16 protein-coding genes are annotated in these 18,390 nt (G+C 71.0%); 12 read left to right on the top strand and 4 right to left on the bottom strand.

All coding sequences use genetic code 11. From position 1 onward, the window contains the following. Nucleotides 1-24 precede the first annotated feature (24 nt). Complete coding sequence (locus ACQEUX_RS13890; RefSeq protein WP_433046638.1) at nt 25-1,944, bottom strand: helix-turn-helix domain-containing protein; 1,920 nt, start codon at nt 1,942-1,944, stop codon at nt 25-27. A gap of 14 nt (nt 1,945-1,958) precedes the next feature. Continuing rightward, nucleotides 1,959-2,741: a 3-hydroxybutyrate dehydrogenase gene (locus ACQEUX_RS13885; protein ID WP_433046635.1), complete on the bottom strand. Its 783-nt coding sequence runs from the start codon at nt 2,739-2,741 to the stop codon at nt 1,959-1,961. Nucleotides 2,742-3,015: 274 nt separating this feature from the next. On the opposite strand from ACQEUX_RS13885, the gene ruvC reads away from it, so the two are divergent. The 10 genes from ruvC (at nt 3,016) to ACQEUX_RS13835 (ending at nt 14,125) form a co-directional block, all read left to right on the top strand. Further along, nucleotides 3,016-3,543 carry a crossover junction endodeoxyribonuclease RuvC gene (ruvC, locus tag ACQEUX_RS13880; protein WP_433046632.1) on the top strand — a complete coding sequence of 176 codons (528 nt, stop codon included), beginning with the start codon at nt 3,016-3,018 and terminating at the stop codon, nt 3,541-3,543. A 2-nt stretch (nt 3,544-3,545) separates the two neighbouring features. Next, nucleotides 3,546-3,776, top strand: a complete 231-nt coding sequence (locus ACQEUX_RS13875; protein ID WP_433046629.1) for a hypothetical protein — start codon at nt 3,546-3,548, stop codon at nt 3,774-3,776. Next, complete coding sequence (locus ACQEUX_RS13870; protein ID WP_433046626.1) at nt 3,773-5,209, top strand: zinc ribbon domain-containing protein; 1,437 nt, start codon at nt 3,773-3,775, stop codon at nt 5,207-5,209. Before ACQEUX_RS13875 ends, ACQEUX_RS13870 begins: the two co-directional genes overlap by 4 nt. Then, complete coding sequence (ruvA, locus tag ACQEUX_RS13865) at nt 5,206-5,808, top strand: Holliday junction branch migration protein RuvA (RefSeq protein WP_433046623.1); 603 nt, start codon at nt 5,206-5,208, stop codon at nt 5,806-5,808. The genes ACQEUX_RS13870 and ruvA overlap by 4 nt, the downstream gene beginning before the upstream one ends. Nucleotides 5,809-5,863: 55 nt before the next feature. Then, on the top strand, nt 5,864-6,931 hold the full coding sequence (ruvB, locus tag ACQEUX_RS13860; protein ID WP_433049827.1) for a Holliday junction branch migration DNA helicase RuvB: 1,068 nt from the start codon (nt 5,864-5,866) through the stop codon (nt 6,929-6,931). A gap of 122 nt (nt 6,932-7,053) precedes the next feature. Then, on the top strand, nt 7,054-7,410 hold the full coding sequence (gene yajC, locus ACQEUX_RS13855; protein ID WP_433046620.1) for a preprotein translocase subunit YajC: 357 nt from the start codon (nt 7,054-7,056) through the stop codon (nt 7,408-7,410). 278 nt (nt 7,411-7,688) lie between these two features. Then, nucleotides 7,689-9,599: a protein translocase subunit SecD gene (secD, locus tag ACQEUX_RS13850; protein ID WP_433046617.1), complete on the top strand. Its 1,911-nt coding sequence runs from the start codon at nt 7,689-7,691 to the stop codon at nt 9,597-9,599. 1 nt (nt 9,600) lies between these two features. Beyond that, nucleotides 9,601-10,794 carry a protein translocase subunit SecF gene (secF, locus tag ACQEUX_RS13845; RefSeq protein WP_433046614.1) on the top strand — a complete coding sequence of 398 codons (1,194 nt, stop codon included), beginning with the start codon at nt 9,601-9,603 and terminating at the stop codon, nt 10,792-10,794. A 78-nt stretch (nt 10,795-10,872) separates the two neighbouring features. After that, complete coding sequence (locus ACQEUX_RS13840; protein ID WP_433046611.1) at nt 10,873-11,439, top strand: adenine phosphoribosyltransferase; 567 nt, start codon at nt 10,873-10,875, stop codon at nt 11,437-11,439. Nucleotides 11,440-11,608: 169 nt separating this feature from the next. Continuing rightward, on the top strand, nt 11,609-14,125 hold the full coding sequence (locus tag ACQEUX_RS13835) for a RelA/SpoT family protein (protein ID WP_433046608.1): 2,517 nt from the start codon (nt 11,609-11,611) through the stop codon (nt 14,123-14,125). A 66-nt stretch (nt 14,126-14,191) separates the two neighbouring features. On the opposite strand, the gene ACQEUX_RS13830 is transcribed toward ACQEUX_RS13835, so the two are convergent. Further along, the gene (locus ACQEUX_RS13830; RefSeq protein WP_433046605.1) at nt 14,192-15,031 is read right to left on the bottom strand and encodes a peptidylprolyl isomerase; all 840 of its coding nucleotides are present in this window, start codon (nt 15,029-15,031) and stop codon (nt 14,192-14,194) included. Nucleotides 15,032-15,090: 59 nt separating this feature from the next. Continuing rightward, complete coding sequence (locus ACQEUX_RS13825) at nt 15,091-15,975, bottom strand: peptidylprolyl isomerase (protein WP_433046602.1); 885 nt, start codon at nt 15,973-15,975, stop codon at nt 15,091-15,093. A 270-nt stretch (nt 15,976-16,245) separates the two neighbouring features. Here ACQEUX_RS13825 and ACQEUX_RS13820 point away from each other — a divergent pair, with 270 nt between their 5' ends. Then, entirely contained in the window at nt 16,246-16,965 is a 720-nt protein-coding gene (locus tag ACQEUX_RS13820; protein WP_433046599.1) for an MBL fold metallo-hydrolase, read from the top strand. A gap of 71 nt (nt 16,966-17,036) precedes the next feature. After that, nucleotides 17,037-18,365 carry a histidine--tRNA ligase gene (gene hisS / locus ACQEUX_RS13815; RefSeq protein ID WP_433046596.1) on the top strand — a complete coding sequence of 443 codons (1,329 nt, stop codon included), beginning with the start codon at nt 17,037-17,039 and terminating at the stop codon, nt 18,363-18,365. Nucleotides 18,366-18,390 lie beyond the last annotated feature (25 nt).

Genomic DNA, 18,390 nt, shown 5'->3' with positions numbered 1-18,390 from the left:
GGCCCGACCCGGGTCCGCCCCGGGTCAGGCGGCCGGGGCGCGCAGCCGGTGCAGGCGCAGCGCGAGCTGCACCTCCAGCGCCCGCTCGGGCTTCTGCCAGTCGGCGCCGAGCAGCTGCCCGACCCGCTCCAACCGCTGGGTCACCGTGTTGACGTGCACGTGCAGCTGCTCGGCGGCACGGGCCAGACTGCCACCCACCCCGAAGTACGCCTCCAACGTCTTCACCAGTGCCGTGCCCCGCCGTGCGTCGTAGTCGACCACCGGCCCGACGGTGGCGGTGAGGAACTGGGCGACGTCCTTCTCACCCCGGTCACCCACCGTGCCCAACAGCAGCCCGACAAAGCCCAACTCCGCGGTGCTCGCCCCCTGACCTGCACGACCCAGTGCGCCCAGTGCGGTCAGGCAGCGGTCCGCCTCGTGGAACGTCCCGCCCAGCGCCGCCGGCCCGGTCGACGGACCACTCGCCCCGGCGGTCACCGGTCGGCCGGTCACCCGGGACAGGTCCCGGGCCACCGCACGGGCACTGCCACCGGCGTCGAGCCCCGGCAACATCAGCACCACCCGACCGTCGCGCGCCGCGGCCAGCCCGCCACGCGCCGAGGCGTACGTGGTGGCCCAGGAGAGCACCCGCTGCCGGGCCGAACCGGTCGCGGCGATCGCGTCGTCGCCCACCGCCACCAGCACGTGCGGCGCGTCCAGGTCCACCCCGAGCCGGCGGGCCCGGCTGCGCAGCGCGTCGGTGTCGCGCAACGGACGGGCGATCAGGTCGTCGAGCAGCTCGCCGCGGACCCGCCCCTCCGCCTCGGCGACCGTCCGGCGGAACAGCAGCAGCAGGGCGGTCACCAGGGCGGCGCGTTCCAGGATCCGCTGGTCGGCGTCGACCAGCTCGTCGTCCGGGCGTAGCACCAGGGCGCCCAGGTTCTCCGCGCCCGCCACCACGGCCGCGTACCAGAGGGGGGCGCGTCGAACGCTGCGCCCCTCGGTCCGGGACGCGGCCACGGCCTCGACGATGTCCGCCCGGTCCGGCTCGTCGATCTCGCCGACCCGGGCCAGCAGCCGACCCTCGGCGTCCAGCGCCAGCAGGGCGCCACCCAGCACCTCGGTCACCGCGGCCGCCACGTCCTCCACGCCGCCGCCGCGCAGCACCAGCGCGGTCATCCGGTCATGTGCCGCCGCGGCCCGCTCCACCGAGCTGCTGTGCGCCCGGATGGTGGTGTTCGCCGCCGACAGCTCGGCCAGCGCCGATCGGGTCTCGGTCAGCAGCCGGGCGGTGTCGATCGCCACCGCGGCGTGCGCGGCGAGGGAGACCAGCAGCGCCACCTCCTCCCGGACGAACGGCCGGGCCGAACGATTGGCCGCGTAGAGCACGCCGATCGAGGTGGAGCCGAGCCGCAACGGCACGCCGAGGATCGCCACCAGGCCCTCCTCGCCGACCCCGGCGTCGATCTCACCGGTGTGGTGGAAGCGCGCGTCCTCACCGTAGTTCGCGGTGACGTACGGGGCGCCGGACTGGGCCACCAGGCCGCCGAGTCCGGCGCCCATCGGCAGTCGCAGCCGCTGGAAGCGGGCCGAGACCGACCCGTCGGTCACCCGCATGTAGGTGTCGCCGCGCTCGTCGTCGTTGAGCGTCATGTAGGCCACGTCGGCGCCGAGCAGGTTGCGAGCCCGGTGCACGATCGCCCGCAGCACGTCGTCCAGGTCGCGTAGCCCGGCCAGGTCGCTGACCGTGTCGTACAGGCCGGACAGCTCGGTCTCGCGGCGGCGCCGGCGCTCCAGCAACGCCCGGACGCGCAACGCCACCGTCTTGGCCTGCTCCAGCTCGGCCAGCCGGTCGGGCGGCAGCCCGGCGGCCCGCGCGGCCACCAGCGGGCCCTCGAACTCGACCGCCGCGGCCTCACGGGCGAGCAGTTCCAGGAACTCCACCGGCGATGACATGGTCGACATTGTGCTCAGGCCCACTAGTTGGCCGTCCAGCCCCCGTCGAGGGCGATCGACGCGCCGGTGATGAACGCCGCCGGCGGCGAGCAGAGGTACGCCAGCAGCTCGGCGACCTCCTCCGGTTCGATCAGTCGCTTGATCGCCGCCCGGGCCAGCATGATCTTCTCGATCACCTCGGCCTCGCCGATGCCGTGGCTGGCCGCCTGGTCGGCGATCTGGCTCTCCACCAGGGCGGTGCGCACGTACGCCGGGTTGATGCAGTTGGCGGTGACCCCGTGCGGTGCACCCTCCAGGGCGACCACCTTCGACAGCCCTTCCAGGGCGTGCTTGGCCGAGACGTAGGCCGCCTTGTACGGCGAGGCCCGCAATCCGTGCACGGAGGAGATGTTCACGATGCGCCCCCACCCCCGGGCGTACATGTGCGGCAGCGCCCGGCGGATCAGCAGGAACGGCGCCTCCACCATCACCCGCTGGATGTACTCGAAACGCTCGACGGGGAAGTCCTGCACCGGCGCGACGTGCTGGAGCCCGGCGTTGTTCACCACGATGTCCACGTCCACGTCGAGGGAGTCCACCGCTGCGACGTCGGACAGGTCGACGCCCTCGGCACGCCCGCCGGCCTCGGCGGCCACCGCCTTGGCCGCCTCCAGGTTGCGGTCCACCACGAGCACCTTGGCGCCGGCCGCGCCCAGCCGAAGGGCGCAGGCCCGCCCGATGCCGCTGCCGCCTCCGGTGACCAGGGCGGTCCGACCGGCGAGGTCGACCTGCACGACGTGGGGGACCGCCACGGGTTCTGCCGTCATGGCGCAAGAAGTTACGAGCTGTACGTCTCCGAGCACATGGGCCGGCCACACATACTCCACACCAAGTCTGTGTGGCCCCCAAGGCGGGACAGGTCCCCGGCCTGCTCGCGTCGATCATGGGGTCGTGGTGCCCGATCACGGCACTTCCGCGGCATCTGTCGCCCAGCACCACTCCATGATCGACAGGGGCGGGCGTGTCCCGTGGGGCCCGTGGGAGGGCGGGCAGTAGGGTGTCGAACACACGTACTGGTAACGGTTCGGGGGAGGGGGCGGCGTGCGGGTTCTCGGGGTTGACCCGGGGTTGACCCGGTGTGGGGTGGGCGTGGTCGAGGGTGTGCCCGGCCGACCCTGCACCCTGATCGCCTACTACGTGGTCTACACCGACCCGGCCGATGACCTGTCGCTGCGACTGCTGCACCTGGATCGGTCGCTGACCGAGCTGGTCGCCGAGCACCGGCCGGAGAGCGTTGCCGTCGAGCGCGTGTTCAGCCAGCACAACGTGCGTACGGTGATGGGCACCGCGCAGGCCAGCGGCATTGCCGTGCTGGCCGGAGCGCGCGCCGGGCTGCCGGTGCAGACGTACACCCCGAGTGAGGTGAAGGCGGCGGTGACGGGCTCCGGTCAGGCCGACAAGGCGCAGATGACCGCCATGGTGACCCGGCTGCTGCGGTTGGCCGAGCCGCCGAAGCCGGCCGACGCCGCCGACGCGCTGGCCCTGGCCATCTGCCACGTCTGGCGCGGCGGGACCCGCTCCAAGCTGGCCGCCGCGGCCGACCGGGCACGACGAGGAGGAGTCTCCTAGTGGTGACGCAGGAGGATCGTCTGGCCTGGTTCGGCTTCGATGCTCTGGAGCAAGTCAACTTCTGGGATGGCCGCGAGAGTGTGGTTGTCGATGGGAAGGTCGTGTCCCCGCGGCAGGACCAGATTGAGTACCTGCTGGCCGTCGAGCGCAGTTTTTCGTTTCGGTTGGATGGCCTGCGCCGGTGTCAGGGTGAGCTAAAGAGGGCTGATCTGGCCAGGGGTGATTCCCGGTGAAGGTCACCCGGGTCGCATACTCGCACCGAATCAACGAGCTTAAGTACTCAGCCCTGGCCGAGCAGGCCCGCCGGCTGGGCCGGGTTCGCAGCGAAGTGTGGCAGCGCTACGGCTCAGTAAGCGGGGTCGGTGCCGGGCTTAGGGACCGTCAGGTCCGCGACCGGTGGCTGGCCGATGGCACGCACGAACGTTTCGGTGTCTTGGCGAACGCCTGGAAGGAGACCGTGCGTGATGCCATGGCCGACATCGCGGCGAGCCTGGCGTCGGCGAAGGTCGACGTACGGCGTGCGATAAGCCGTCGTACCAGCGATCCGCAGGAACGGAAACGGCTGTACGCCGCGCTGAAAGCCGACCGATGGGCAGATGATTCGTTCTTGGCTCGGCAGGTGCGCAAGCATTGGGGGCGGGGCCGCAACAGAACGCACAACCAGATTGTGGTCCGCGCCGATCAGCACCACTGTCTCGCCGACGGGCGTGGCCGTTTATGGTTGGCGGTGCCCGGCCTGCGCAGGCGGCAGATGGTACGAATTCCGCTGAACACCAGCGTCGCCCCCACTGGAACGCTGCGGTTGATCCTATGCGAGGGCACGGTCGAGGTACACCACCAGATCGACGCCGGCACAATGAGGACTTCCCAGAAGCCGTGCGGGCCGGCCACCATTGGTGTAGACAAGGGCTACAGCGAGGCGCTGACTGACTCGGACGGCAACCACCATGGCGTAGAGCTCGGCGCCCTGCTGAGCACCGAGTCTGACCGCCGCAAGGCCAAGGGCCAGCGTCGAGCTAAGTTGCGCTCGATCGCCAACACCGCCCGGACCCGTGGCGACCACGCTAAGGCCGACCGGATCGCCCGCAACAACTTCGGTACCGCCAAACGAGCCCGTCGACGGGCACGGTGGGAGTCGATGGTACGCACCGAAACGTTCACCGCGGTGCATCGCGTCGTCGACAAGGCCGCCACGGTGGTGGCCGAGGACCTCACCGCGACCTTCAACGGACGCAGGTCGTTGGGCAGGAACACCAACCGGCGCTTGGCCGCGTGGACCAAGGGAGTCACCGCGGAGGCGCTGAAGAGCGTGTCGGAGCGCAGAGGTTCTGCGCTCGTGCACGTCAACGCCGCCTACACCTCACAAGCCTGTCACCGCTGCGGCAGTCTCGCCCGCCGCTACGGGGATCGGCTTCACTGCACCTGGTGCAGGGTCGTGTGGCAGGCCGACGTGAACGCTGCGATCAACATCCTGCAACGAATAGGCGACCCCGACATCGCCCTGCACACCTCGCACCAGCGGGTGAAGCAGATCCTGCAGGAACGGGCCGATCGCCAACGGATCAGACTGCCGATCCAGGACTCCAGCCCAGCCCCGCCTGAGCGGAGAGCGAACCATCCGATCCGCTCAGTGATGAGCAAAAGAGAGGAAGCAGGAGCGCGATGATCGCCAGCGTGCGCGGCACGGTGACCGCGACGGGCCCCGACCAAGCCGTGATCGAGGTTGGCGGTGTCGGCCTCGCCGTGCACTGCGCCCCCGGGACACTGGCTGAGCTGCGTGTCGGGCAGGTCGCCCGGCTCGCCACCAGCCTGATCGTCCGGGAAGATTCGCTGACCCTCTACGGCTTCGCCGACGACGACGCCAAATCGCTGTTCGAGCTGCTCCAGACCGCCAGCGGGGTTGGCCCACGGCTGGCCCAGGCGGTGCTGGCCGTGCACACCCCGGATGCGGTTCGCAAGGCGATCGCCAACGCCGACACGGCCGCGCTGACCCGGGTGCCCGGGATCGGCAAGAAAGGCGCCGAACGTCTGGTGCTGGAGCTGCGCGACCGGATCGGCCCGGTGCCGATCGGCGCCGACGGCGTGGCCGGGGTAACCGGCGGCAGCTGGCCCGACCAGGTCCGGCAGGCACTGGTCGGCCTGGGCTGGACGGCCGGTCAGGCCGATCAGGCGGTGGCCGCCGTGGCGGAGACGATCGAGGGCGAGACCCCGCCGGTGCCGGTCCTGCTCAAGCAGGCCATCCGCCTGCTCGGTCGCACCCGATGAGCGCGAGGAGTGAGCCGGGGTTGCGAGCCCCGCAGTCGCGAATGAAGGCGGCATGATGAGCGAGACCGACGGGCTTGTCTCGGCGTACGTCAGTGACGCCGACCGTGACGCGGAGGCCACGGTACGGCCGAAGCGGCTGGCCGAGTTCATCGCCCAGGACCGGGTGCGCGACCAGCTCGACCTGTTGTTGCAGGGCGCGATGCGGCGGGGGTCGCCACCGGATCACATCCTGCTCTCCGGCCCGCCCGGGTTGGGCAAGACGAGTCTGGCGAACATCGTCGCCGCAGAGCTGGGCGCGGGCATCCGGGTGACCAGCGGCCCGGCGATCGAGCGTTCCGGTGATCTGGCGGCGATCCTGACCAGCCTGGCCGAGGGCGACGTGCTCTTCATCGACGAGATCCACCGCATCGCGCGGCCCGCCGAGGAGCTGCTCTACAGCGCCATGGAGGACTTCCGGGTCGACGTGGTGGTCGGCAAGGGGCCGGGGGCGACCGCGATTCCGCTGGACGTCGAGCCGTTCACCCTGGTCGGCGCGACGACCCGCTCGGGGCTGTTGACCGGGCCGATGCGGGACCGGTTCGGCTTCGTCGCGCACCTCGACTTCTACGCCCCGGCGGATCTGGAGACGCTGCTGCACCGCTCGGCGCGGATTCTCGGCGTGCCGATCACCCCCGACGGCGCGACCGAGATCGCCGGTCGGTCCCGGGGCACGCCGCGGATCGCCAACCGGCTGCTGCGCCGGGTCCGCGACTACGCCGAGGTGCGGGCCGACGGGGTGGTCGATCTCGACACCGCCCGTGCCGCCCTGATCGTGTACGACGTGGACGCGCTCGGCCTCGATCGGCTGGACCGCGCGGTGCTGACCGCGTTGGTCGACTCGTTCCGGGGCGGCCCGGTCGGTCTGTCGACCCTCGCCGTGGCGGTGGGGGAGCAGCCGGACACGGTCGAGGAGGTCTGCGAGCCGTTCCTGGTCCGTGCCGGTCTGCTCGCCCGTACGCCCCGGGGGCGGGTCGCCACCGAGGCCGCCTGGCGGCATCTGGGTCGAACACCACCGAATGGTACATTTGGGGTGGATGTCCCAGTGGCGCCCGATCTGTTCTCGTTGGACGCCGATCAGCCGTGATGTGAACGTGATCTGCACCGCATTCGGTGTTCTCAGGTGCAGGGATTAGACTTCGCCGCGGTCTGTACAGGACGTGAGAATCCGCCTCCGCTCCGGCACCCCAGGTGCCGGGCAGGTGGCCAATGGGAAGGTCAGTAACCGTGCATTACGCAGCAGCGGGTGGCGGGGCCGGCAGCTTCACGCCGATCCTGATGATCGCCCTGCTCTTCGGTGTCATGTATTTCATGATGATCCGGCCCCAGCAGAAGCGCCGCCGCGAGTCGGAGGCCATGCAGTCCAACCTCGGCCCCGGCGACGAGGTCGTGACCATCGGCGGGCTCTACGGCACGGTCACCGGTATCGAGGACGACACCGTCCTGATCGAGGTCGCACCGGGGGTGCAGACCCGCTACGCCCGTCCGGCCATCGCCCGGGTCGTCACCCGCGCGGAGCTGCCGAGCGAGCCGGTCACCGAGGACGCGGACACCGCCAAGGACTGACCCCTCGCCCCGGGGTTGGCGGGTCCGGCGTGCGGCCGGTCGACCGGCTCCTGGGCCACCGCGCCCGACGGGGCAGCGGACGAGACGTGAAAACTGGATAGTTGGGTCGACGCCGGACGTCGGCACGTTCCCGTGACCGTCGGCGTTCCGCGCCGGCGCGACCGGCCCGCGTGTCGGCACCTCGTCGGCTCAGGGCAGATCCGTCGGCCGGGACCCCCGGCCCGACACCCGCCGCCGCTGCACACAGCGGCGCGACCGTACAGGGAGACAGGACAGCCGTGGCACCACCTCAGGGACAGATGCGCCCCGGGCGGCAGCTCGCCGTGCTCGGGTTCATCTTCGTGGTCCTCTATCTTTTGGTGTTCTTCTCCGGCGCCAGCGGCAGCTTGAAGGACCGGCTCGAGCCCCGGCTCGGCCTGGACCTCATCGGCGGCACCCGGGTGACGCTGGAGGCGACCAACTCCGTCGACGGTAAGCCCCCGACGGCGGAGAACCTCGAGGAGGCCCGCCAGATCATCGAGAGCCGGGTCAACGCCTTCGGCGTGGCCGAGGCCGAGGTGGTCACCGAGGGCAACCGGAACATCGTCATCTCCCTGCCGGGTGAAAACCGGGACCTCACCGAGGTGGGTGAGGCCGCCGAGCTGCGCTTCCGCAAGGTGCTCAAGGCCGCCGACGGCAGCGGGGTGGCCGCGGTGCCACCGCCGGCCGCCACGCCGGCCCCGTCGGGCAGTGCATCCCCGGGCCCGTCCGGCAGCGCGACCCCGACCCCGTCGGGCAGCGGCGCGCCGAAGGTGACCTCGTCGCCCAGCGGCGGTCAGGGCGGGATGGCCCCGGCATCGCCCAGCGCGACGCCGACTCCCTCCGCGTCCGCCTCGCCGAGTGCCGCCGCGCCGACGCCGAGCGCCAGCACCGAGCCGGTGCCGGCGAGCATCGAGGAGCAGCGCAAGGCCGTCGAGCAGAAGGTCGGCGCCGCCGCCTGGCAGGCCGCCAGCGGGCTGCAGGCTCCGGCCGACCTGACCGCCGACCCGTCGCTGGCCGACAAGCTCAAGCCGTTCGGCACGCTGTCGCCACAGGAGGTGGCGGTGCTGCCGGCGCAGATGCAGTTCAACGTGCCGACGATCGGTTGCGCGCAGCTCGACAAGCGCCCGCCGGCGTCGATCTCCGACCCGAAGCAGCAGGTGGTCTCCTGCGAGGACGGCGTCTCCAAGTACCTGCTCGACCAGGGCAAGGTGCTGGGCACCGACGTGTCCGACGCCGACGCGGTGCTCGACCAGACCAACGCCTGGGTGGTCAGCCTGGACTTCACCGGCGACGGCCAGGGCAAGTGGACCGCCCTCACCCGTGAGGCGTTCACCAACGAGGGCCAGGCCTGCGACGCGACCGCGCTGGGCCAGGACGGCAAGTGCCGGGTGGCCGTCGTGCTGGACAACGAGATCGTCTCCTCCCCGGAGATCCAGGGCGTGCTGACCGGCAACTCCCAGATCACCGGCAACTTCACCCAGAAGGACGCCAGCGCGCTCGCCGGCCAGCTGCGCTACGGCGCGCTGCCGGTGACCTTCGAGCAGCAGGAGCAGCAGAACGTCACCGCCACGCTGGGTGCCAGCCACCTGCGCGCCGGTCTGCTCGCGGCCGGCATCGGCATGCTGCTGGTCATCATCTACTCGTTCTTCTACTACCGGCTGCTCGGCTCGGTCATCTTCCTGAGCCTGATCCTCTCCGCGTTGCTGGTCTTCGGCGCGCTGGTGGTGCTCGGCCGGCAGATCGGTTTCACGCTCACCCTCGCCGGTATCGCCGGCATGATCGTCTCGCTCGGTGTGGCGGCGGACTCGTTCGTCATCTACTTCGAACGGTTGAAGGACGAGATCCGGGAGGGGCGCAGCCCGCGCAGTGCGGTGCCCCGGGCCTGGATGCGGGCCCGCCGGACGATCATCTCGGCCAACGCGATCACCCTGCTCTCCGCGGTGGTGCTCTACGTGGTCTCGGTCGGCACGGTCAAGGGCTTCGCGTTCGCCCTCGGTCTGGCCACCGTGCTGGACCTGGTGGTGGTCTTCCTCTTCCGTCACCCGATCATGACGATGTTCGCCCGGACCCGGGCGTTCCTGTCCCCGCGGGTCAGCGGGCTGGGCCGGGCGCTTCCGGCCCGTAACCAGCCGACTCAGCCCCACAACCCGCGCGCCAAGGAGGCCTGAGATGGCTGAAAACGGTCTGGCGAGCCGCCTCTACAACGGCGAGGCCGGTCTCAACATCGTCGGCCGACGCAAGCTCTGGTTCGGCGTCGCCGGGATCCTGATCCTGATCGCGATCCTCAGCTTCGGGCTGCGTGGCTTCAGCCTCGGCATCGAGTTCGCCGGCGGCAACTCGTTCCAGGTGCCGGCCAGCGTCGGCACCCTGGACGACGCCGAGCGGGAGGTCAACGCGGCCCTCGCCGCCGAGAACACCGGCGCCCACGTCGCCACCGCGCAGAAGGTCGGCGGCCCCGGCGGCGACTCCTACGAGCTGCGCACCGGGCAGCTCAGCGCCGAGCAGGCCAACGCCGTCAAGGCCCAGATCGCCCAGGACCTCGGCATCGACGCGGATCAGATCAGCGGCAACCAGGTCAGCGAGGCGTGGGGCAGTCAGGTGACCGAGCGGGCCATCCTCGGCCTGGTCATCTTCATCGCGCTGGTGATGGTCTACCTGATCCTGCGCTTCGAGTGGCGGATGGCCGTCGCCGCGGTCGCCTCACTCGTCATGAACCTGATCCTCACCGCCGGCATCTACTCGCTGGTCGGGTTCGAGGTCACCCCGTCGACGATCATCGGCTTCCTCACGATCCTGGGCTTCGCGCTCTACGACGTGGTGGTGGTCTTCGACAAGGTGCAGGAGAACACGCGGGGCATCACCGCCAACAACAACCAGACGTACGGCGAGGCGGCCAACCTGGCCGTCAACCAGAGCCTCATGCGGTCGCTGAACACCTCGGTGGTCGCCCTGCTGCCCGTCGGTGGTCTGCTCTTCATCGGTGCCGGCCTGCTCGGCGCCGGCACGTTGAAGGACCTCGGCCTGGTGCTGTTCGTCGGTATGGCGGTGGCGTTCCTGACCTCCATCCTGGTGGCCACTCCGCTGCTGGCGCTCCTGAAGAACTACGACCCGCGGATCCAGGCGCACAACAAGCGCGTCCTGGCCCGCCGGGGTGCGGTCGCCCGGGGCGAGGTCACCTCGAAGGGTGCCGCGAGCCCGGCGCAGCCCGACGCGGCCGACGAGCCGCTCGACGCGGACGCCGCCGCGTTGGCCGGTGCCGCCCCCAAGGTGGGCGCTCGGCCGGCGGGCAAGCGGCCCACCGCTGGCCGGGGCGGTCGCCCGGGTGGCGGCGGCAACCGGCCGGGTGGCGCCAAGCGGCGCTGACCCGACAGGAAACACCCGAACGGCGTCCGGCATGCTGTTGCCGGACGCCGTTCGTCGTCGAAGGAGAGCGAAACAGCCGTGACGGAGACCCACAGCACCGCGGCGCGCGGGGACAGCGGCCCGGAGGCCGCCCGACTGGTCGCCAGCCGGGTGCTGGACGTGCCCGACTTCCCCAAGCCCGGCGTCATGTTCAAGGACCTGATGCCGCTGTTCGCCGACGCGAAGGCCTTCCGTGAGGTGGTCGACGGGATCGTCGCCCACCACGGGCGGGACGGCTTCGACGTCGTGGTCGGTATCGAGGCGCGCGGGTTCGTCGTCGCGGCGGCCGTCGCGTACGCCGCCGGGGTGGGCGTGGTGCCGGTGCGCAAGGCGGGCAAGTTGCCCCGCCCGGCGCACTCCGTCTCGTACGCCCTCGAGTACGGCGAGGCCACCCTGGAGGTCCACGAGGACGCCTTCACCGCCGGGCACCGGGTGCTGGTGGTCGACGACGTGCTGGCCACCGGCGGCACCGCCGAGGCGACTCTGGACCTGGTCGAGCGGGCCGGCGGGACCGTCACCGGCTTCACCGTTCTCCTGGAGCTCGGTTTCCTCGGTGGGCGGGAGCGGCTGGCGCCGCGTCCCGTCCATGCTCTGCTGACCGTTTGATCCCAGACCCATGGGACGGAGGCGGCGCCGACCGTCCGGCGGAGCGGCAGGGGACCGTCCGTGCGGGTAGCATTGCCCTTTGCTGACGCCGGCGGTACGCCGTCCGGCGGCGCGAGACCAGGCCGGCCGATGTTCGGCCGGTGTGTTCCGGCGAGCGGTGAGGAGGCCGGTGTCCCACGATGTCGTCCCTCCGGCGGAGGGCACGGTGCACCCGACAGGCGACGCTGACGGCTCGGTGACTGACCGGACAGGCGACGCGCCGGCCCGGGTGACGGGCACCGGCTCCGGCAGGGCTCCGGGCGAGAGCGCGGTGCGTCCGTCCAGCGGCCCGCCGAGCGCCGAGGCGCCCACCGGCGCGGATGGCGTGGTGGTGCCGTTCCCGACCGACGCGGGCATGGACCCGTTGCCGAGCGGTGGCTTCGGGCTCTCCAACGCGCCCACCGGCCGGCGGGTCCGGGCCCGGCTGGCCCGGTTCAACGCGCCCTGGCAGACCTCGCAGGTCAGCGAGGTGCTGGAGCCGCTCATCGCGAGCCACCGGGACAACCACCCCAAGGCCGACGCCCGCCTGCTCCAGCGCGCCTTCGACACGGCCGCGCGGTGGCACTCCGGGCAGTACCGCAAGTCCGGTGACCCGTACATCACCCACCCGCTCGCGGTGGCGACCATCCTCGGCAACCTGGGGATGGACACCACCACGCTGGTCGCCGCGCTGCTGCACGACACCATCGAGGACACCGAATACACCCTCGACCAGATGCGTGCCGACTTCGGTGGCGAGGTCGCCCTGCTGGTCGACGGCGTCACGAAGCTCGACAAGGTCAAGCTGGGCGACGCGGCCAAGGCCGAGACGATCCGCAAGATGGTCGTGGCGATGGCCAAGGACCCGCGGGTGCTGGTGATCAAGCTGGCCGACCGGCTGCACAACATGCGCACCCTGACGTTCCTGCCCCGCCCCAAGCAGGAGCAGAAGGCCAAGGAGACGCTGGAGATCCTGGCCCCTCTCGCGCACCGGCTCGGTATGAACACGATCAAGTGGGAGCTGGAGGATCTGTCCTTCGGCACGTTGTTCCCGAAGCGCTACGAGGAGATCAACCGGCTGATCGGGGAGCACCAGCCGCAGCGTGAGGCGTTGCTGCGGCAGGTGACGCAGAAGGTGCAGACCGACCTCAAGGCCGCCAAGATCAAGGCGGAGACGACCGGGCGGCCGAAGCACCTCTACTCGATCTACCAGAAGATGATCGTGCGGGGCCGTGACTTCAACGACATCTACGACCTGGTCGGCGTCCGGATCCTGGTCGACACGGTGCGCGACTGCTACGCGGCGCTGGGTGTGATCCACGCCAACTGGCAGCCGGTGCCGGGCCGCTTCAAGGACTACATCGCGATGCCCAAGTTCAACATGTACCAGTCGTTGCACACGACGGTCATCGGGCCCACCGGCAAGCCGGTGGAGATGCAGATCCGCACGTACGCGATGCACCGCACCGCCGAGTTCGGCATCGCCGCGCACTGGAAGTACAAGGAGCACAAGGGCACCCAGATCGTCGGCCCGCCCGCGCACATCGACGAGATGACCTGGCTGCGGCAGCTGCTCGACTGGCAGCGCGAGGCGGCCGACCCGAGCGAGTTCCTGGACGCGCTGCGCTTCGACCTGTCCAGCCAGGAGGTGTACGTCTTCACCCCGAAGGGTGACGTCATCCCGCTGCCGACGGGTTCGACGCCGGTGGACTTCGCGTACGCGGTGCACACCGAGGTGGGGCACAAGTGCATCGGCGCGCGGGTCAACGGCAAGTTGGTGCCGCTGGAGTCGACGCTCTCCAACGGCGACGTGATCGAGATCTTCACCTCGAAGTCCGAGACCGCGGGCCCGACGCAGGACTGGCTGGGCTTCGTCAAGAGCCCCCGCGCACGGACGAAGATCCGGCAGTACTTCAACAAGGAACGGCGCGAGGAGGCGATCGAGGCCGGCAAGGACGCGATCGTCAAGGCCATGCGCAAGCAGGGCATGCCGTTGCAGCGGATGCTCACCTCCGACGCGCTGATGTCGATCGCCCGGGACCTGCACCTGGCCGACGTGGCGTCGCTCTACGCGGCGGTCGGCGACAGTCAGGTCTCCGCGCAGTCGGTGGTGCAGAAGCTGATGGCCGCGTACGGCGGCGAGGAGGGCGCGGCGGAGGACATCGCCGAGACCGCCGTCGCCACCCGGCCACCGCGCAGCCGCCAGAGCAGCAGCGACCCGGGTGTCGTGGTCCGGGGCGTCAGCGACGTCTGGATCAAGCTGGCCCGCTGCTGCACCCCGGTCCCACCGGATTCGGTGTTCGGCTTCGTCACCCGTTCCGGCGGGGTGAGCGTGCACCGTGACGACTGCGCCAACGCGGAGGACCTGCGGGCGCAGAGCGAGCGGGTGGTCGAGGTGAGTTGGAAGCTCACCTCCGCCTCGACGTTCCTGGTCGCCATCCAGGTCGAGGCCCTGGACCGGCACAAGCTGCTGGCCGACGTCACCCGGGTGCTCTCCGACGAGCGGGTCAACATCCTCTCCGCCACCGTCACCACCACCCGCGACCGGGTGGCGGTGAGTCGGTTCAGCTTCGAGATGGCCGACCCGAAGCACCTGGGCCACCTGCTGGCCACCGTCCGCAAGGTCGACGGCGTCTTCGACGCGTACCGGGTCACCTCCGGCGCCTGACGCGTACCCCGCACACGGAAGCGCCCGCCGGCTCAGCCGGCGGGCGCTTCGTCGTCTGCTCGAGCGTCAGCTCTGCGGCGCGCTCATCGTGAGGTCCTTGATCACGACCTCCTTCTTCGGGTGACCGCCACCGGCCTGCTGGGCGAACGCCCCGTCGTCGCCGGCCTTGGCCACGTCCTTGACGAGGTCCAGACCACCGGTGATGGTGCCCAGCACCGTGTAAGCCGGGTCCAGCGGCGAGTCGCCGTAGACGATGAAGAACTGGCTGCCGGTGCTGCCCGGCTGGCCGGAGTTGGCCATCGCGATGACACCCTCCGGGTACGGCGGGCGCTTGTCGGTGGGCAGGTTCTCCTCGGGCAGGCGGTAGCTCGGGCCGCCCTGGCCGTCGGTTTCCCGCCAGCCGTTGCCGGTGGCGCTCGGGTCACCGCACTGCAACACCTTGATGCCCTCGGTCACGAGGCGGTGGCACTTGGTGTTGTCGAAGAAGTTCTTCTCCGCGAGGTGGGTGAAGCTGCCCGCCGTGCACGGCACGAGCGACCGGTCGACCTTGGCCGTGATCGGGCCCAGGTTGGTGTCGATCGTCATGGTCTGCACGCCGGTGCCGGACTGCTGGTTGCTCGGCAGCCCGACGTCCTTGATCTGCGGGGGCCGCTGGTCGGTGGGCAGCGCGTTGTACACGCACTCGGACGCGCCGGGCGCCGCGGTGGTGGTGCCGGGCTTGTCGTCGTCGCCGCCGAGGGTCATCGCCAGCCAGACGGTGCCGGCGACCACGAGCACCAGCGCGGCACCCGCGCTGACGATCGCCTGCGTCTGCCGGCGCTTGCGGGCCTTGGCCGCGCGCTCGGCCATCTCCTTCTCGAGCCGGGCGCGTGCCGCCGCGCGCTGCCGCTCTCTGGTGGACGTCACGCCTGGATCCTCCTGGCTGTCTGCTGCTGGGTGCCGCTTGGGTGGGTGGTGGCGACCGGTCAGCTGGCGCTCGGGCTGCTGACCGGGGTGCCGGAGGCCGACGGCGCCGGTGCCGCACCGGTGACCGGCTCACCGACCGTGAGGCTCTGGATCGTCACGTCGGTGCTGGGCTTGACCTTGGCCCCGGTCCCATTGTCCACGGTCGGGAGGGCACCGATCTTCTCCACCACGTCCAGCCCGCCGGTCACCCGGCCGATCACCGGGTACTTCGGGTCGGTGGTGGTGAAGTCCTTGAAGAAGATCAGGAACTGGCTGCCGTTGTTGCCCGGCGGGTTGGCGATCATCGCCACGGTGCCCTTCGGGTACGTCGGCGGCTGGCCGGGGGCCGGGCTGGCCGACGGGGACGCCGACGGTACGGTCGGCAGCTCCTCGTCGTAGAACGAGTAGGTCGGCCCACCGAGGCCGGTGCCGCTGGGGTCGCCGCAGCGCAGCGCACCCTCGGTGGTGATCTCGTGGCACGTGGTGTTGTCGTAGAACGACCGGCTCGCCAGGTGGGCGATGCTCGCCGCCGCGCACGGGGAGTTGGTGAGGTTCAGCTCCGCGGTGATCGGCGCGCCCTGGTTGGTGGTCACGGTCATCGCCCGGGTGCCGTCGGTGGGCATGCCCTTGGTCTCCGGCGTGCCGACATCCTTGAGGTTCGTGTTCGTCGTCGCGTCCTGCGGCGTCCAGAGGCAGGTGTCCTCCGTGGCCGTGTTCTGCTTCGGGTCCGAGTCGAAGGCCCCGAGCGCCCAGGCCGATCCGGCCACGACCAACACGAGAATGAGGGCCGCGCCGACGCCGGCCTGGATCTGCCGACGGCGCCGCGTGGCGGCGGCCCGGCGGGCCAACTGCCGGTCTAGCTTGGCCCGCGCCAGTTTGCGCTGCCGGTCCCTGCTGGAAGCCACCCGTGCTCCCCTTTCCTCTACCTGGTCGTCGCCGGCGGCCGGGCGTCCCGGCCCGTCCTGGCGTCACGTGTGCCGCGCCACACGCCCGCCAGAGTGTACGGCTAGCGACTGGGAATGTGGTGTACGAGGTCCACCCCGTCCCGAGCAGCGCTTATCGGGCGTGGTCACTGTGCCTGCCGGGGTCGGAGGGACGGACGCGGCAAACTCGCTCGGCCCGCCGGTTAGGCTGCTGGGCAGGACGACAACCGCTCGACGGAAAGGACAGCGCCCGTGCTCGTGGCCGGCTTTCCCGCGGACGCCTTCGGCACCAACTGCTACGTGGTTGCCACCGCGCCGGGGGAGCAGTGCGTGGTGGTCGACCCCGGCATCGGGGTGCTCGACCAGCTCGACGCGCTGCTCGCCGAGCACCGACTGCATCCGGCCGCCGTCCTGCTCACCCACGGGCACCTCGACCACACCTTCTCGGTCGCGCCGGTCTGCGGTGCGCGCGGCATCACCGCGTACGTGCACCCCGGTGACCGGGAGATGCTGGCCGACCCGGCCAAGGGCCTCTCGGCCGACCTGAGGTCGCTCTTCGGCGGCCGGCTCACCTACACGGAGCCGGACGACGTGGCGGAGCTGACCGACGGGGCCACCCTGACGCTCGCCGGCCTGGAGATCGCCGTCGACCACGCACCGGGCCATACCGGCGGGTCGGTGCTGTTCCGGCTGCCCGGCGCGGGGTCGGGCTGGGAGGCCGACGAGCTGTGCCTCTCCGGCGACGTTCTCTTCGCCGGGTCGATCGGCCGCACCGACCTGCCGGGCGGGAGCATGCCGGCCATGCTCACCAGCCTGCGCGACAAGATCCTTCCGCTGGCCGACGACACCGTCGTGCTGCCCGGTCACGGCCCCAGCACCACCATCGGCCGCGAGCGCGCCAGCAACCCGTACCTCATCGAGGTGGCGCAGGTCGGCGGCGGCCGGCCGGCGGCGCCCACCCGGGGCCTCTAGTTCTCTTCCGCGCCGCGCGCGGACCCACGACACCACCGCGCCGCGGGCGCGGGACCGCAAGGAGTACGCCGATGAGCAAGCCCACGCCCATCTCCGGCTTCCCGGAGTGGACCCCCGGCCAGCGGATGATCGAGCAGTTCGTGCTCGACAAGATCCGGGCCACCTTCGAGCTGTACGGCTTCGCCCCGCTGGAGACGCGCGCCGTGGAGCCGCTGGACCAGCTGCTGCGCAAGGGCGAGACCTCGAAGGAGGTCTACGTGATCCGGCGGCTGCACGCCGACGCCGAGGGTGCGGGCGGTGACGACCAGCTCGGCCTGCACTTCGACCTGACCGTGCCGTTCGCCCGGTACGTGCTGGAGAACGCCGGCAAGTTGGCCTTCCCGTTCCGCCGCTACCAGATCCAGAAGGTGTGGCGGGGGGAGCGGCCGCAGGAGGGCCGCTACCGGGAGTTCGTCCAGGCCGACATCGACATCGTCGACCGGGACACCCTGGCCCCGCAGCACGAGGCGGAGATGCCCCTGGTGATCGGGGACGCGCTGCGCTCGCTGCCGATCCCGCCGGTGACGATCCAGGTCAACAACCGCAAGATCTGCGAGGGCTTCTACCGGGGCATCGGGCTGACCGACCCGGAGGCGGCGCTGCGCGCCGTGGACAAGCTCGACAAGATCGGCCCGGCGAAGGTGGCCGAGCTGCTGGCCCAGACCGCCGGGGCGAGCGAGGCGCAGGCCAAGGCGTGCCTGGCGCTGGCCGAGATCTCCGCTCCGGACGCGTCGTTCGCCGACGCCGTCCGCGCGCTCGGAGTGACCGACCCGCTGCTCGACGAGGGCATCGAGGAGCTGGTCCGGGTGGTGGAGACCGCCGCCGAGCACTCGCCCGGCCTCTGCGTGGCGGACCTGCGCATCGCCCGTGGCCTCGATTACTACACGGGCACCGTCTACGAGACCCAGCTGCGCGGCTACGAGCGGTTCGGCTCGATCTGCTCCGGCGGCCGCTACGACAACCTGGCCACCGCCGGCACGGTCTCGTACCCCGGGGTGGGGATCTCGATCGGGGTCACCCGGCTGCTCGGGTTGCTCTTCGGGGCGGGGGAGCTGTCGATCTCGCGGGAGGTGCCGACCGCCGTGCTCGTCGCGGTGACCAGCGAGGAGCAGCGTACGGCGAGCAACCGGGTGGCCGAGGCGCTGCGGCGGCGTGGGGTGCCGACCGAGGTGTCGCCGAGCGCGGCGAAGTTCGGCAAGCAGATCCGCTACGCCGAGCGGCGCGGTATTCCGTACGTCTGGTTCCCGGGTGTCGACGGAGCGGCGGACGAGGTGAAGGACATCCGCTCCGGTGAGCAGGTCACGGCCGGTGCCCAGGAGTGGATGCCACCCCTGGGAGACCTCAAGCCCGCGGTCGGTTGAGTGTCACCACTGGCGCGAACGGCCG

It is taken from the genome of Micromonospora sp. CA-259024 (assembly GCF_050936255.1).
Classification (GTDB): domain Bacteria; phylum Actinomycetota; class Actinomycetes; order Mycobacteriales; family Micromonosporaceae; genus Micromonospora.
Note: the sequence above shows the minus strand (reverse complement) of the source record. Positions and strands in the feature narration are given on the sequence as shown.

Excerpts from the sequence above, each read along its gene's own strand:
- yajC (WP_433046620.1), top strand. The coding sequence starts at position 7,054 with ATGGGAAGGTCAGTAACCGTGCATTACGCAGCAGCGGGTGGCGGGGCC.
- hisS (WP_433046596.1), top strand. The coding sequence starts at position 17,037 with ATGAGCAAGCCCACGCCCATCTCCGGCTTCCCGGAGTGGACCCCCGGC.
- ruvA (WP_433046623.1), top strand. The coding sequence starts at position 5,206 with ATGATCGCCAGCGTGCGCGGCACGGTGACCGCGACGGGCCCCGACCAA.
- ruvB (WP_433049827.1), top strand. The coding sequence starts at position 5,864 with ATGAGCGAGACCGACGGGCTTGTCTCGGCGTACGTCAGTGACGCCGAC.
- ACQEUX_RS13885 (WP_433046635.1), bottom strand. The coding sequence starts at position 2,741 with ATGACGGCAGAACCCGTGGCGGTCCCCCACGTCGTGCAGGTCGACCTC.
- secF (WP_433046614.1), top strand. The coding sequence starts at position 9,601 with ATGGCTGAAAACGGTCTGGCGAGCCGCCTCTACAACGGCGAGGCCGGT.
- ACQEUX_RS13890 (WP_433046638.1), bottom strand. The coding sequence starts at position 1,944 with ATGTCGACCATGTCATCGCCGGTGGAGTTCCTGGAACTGCTCGCCCGT.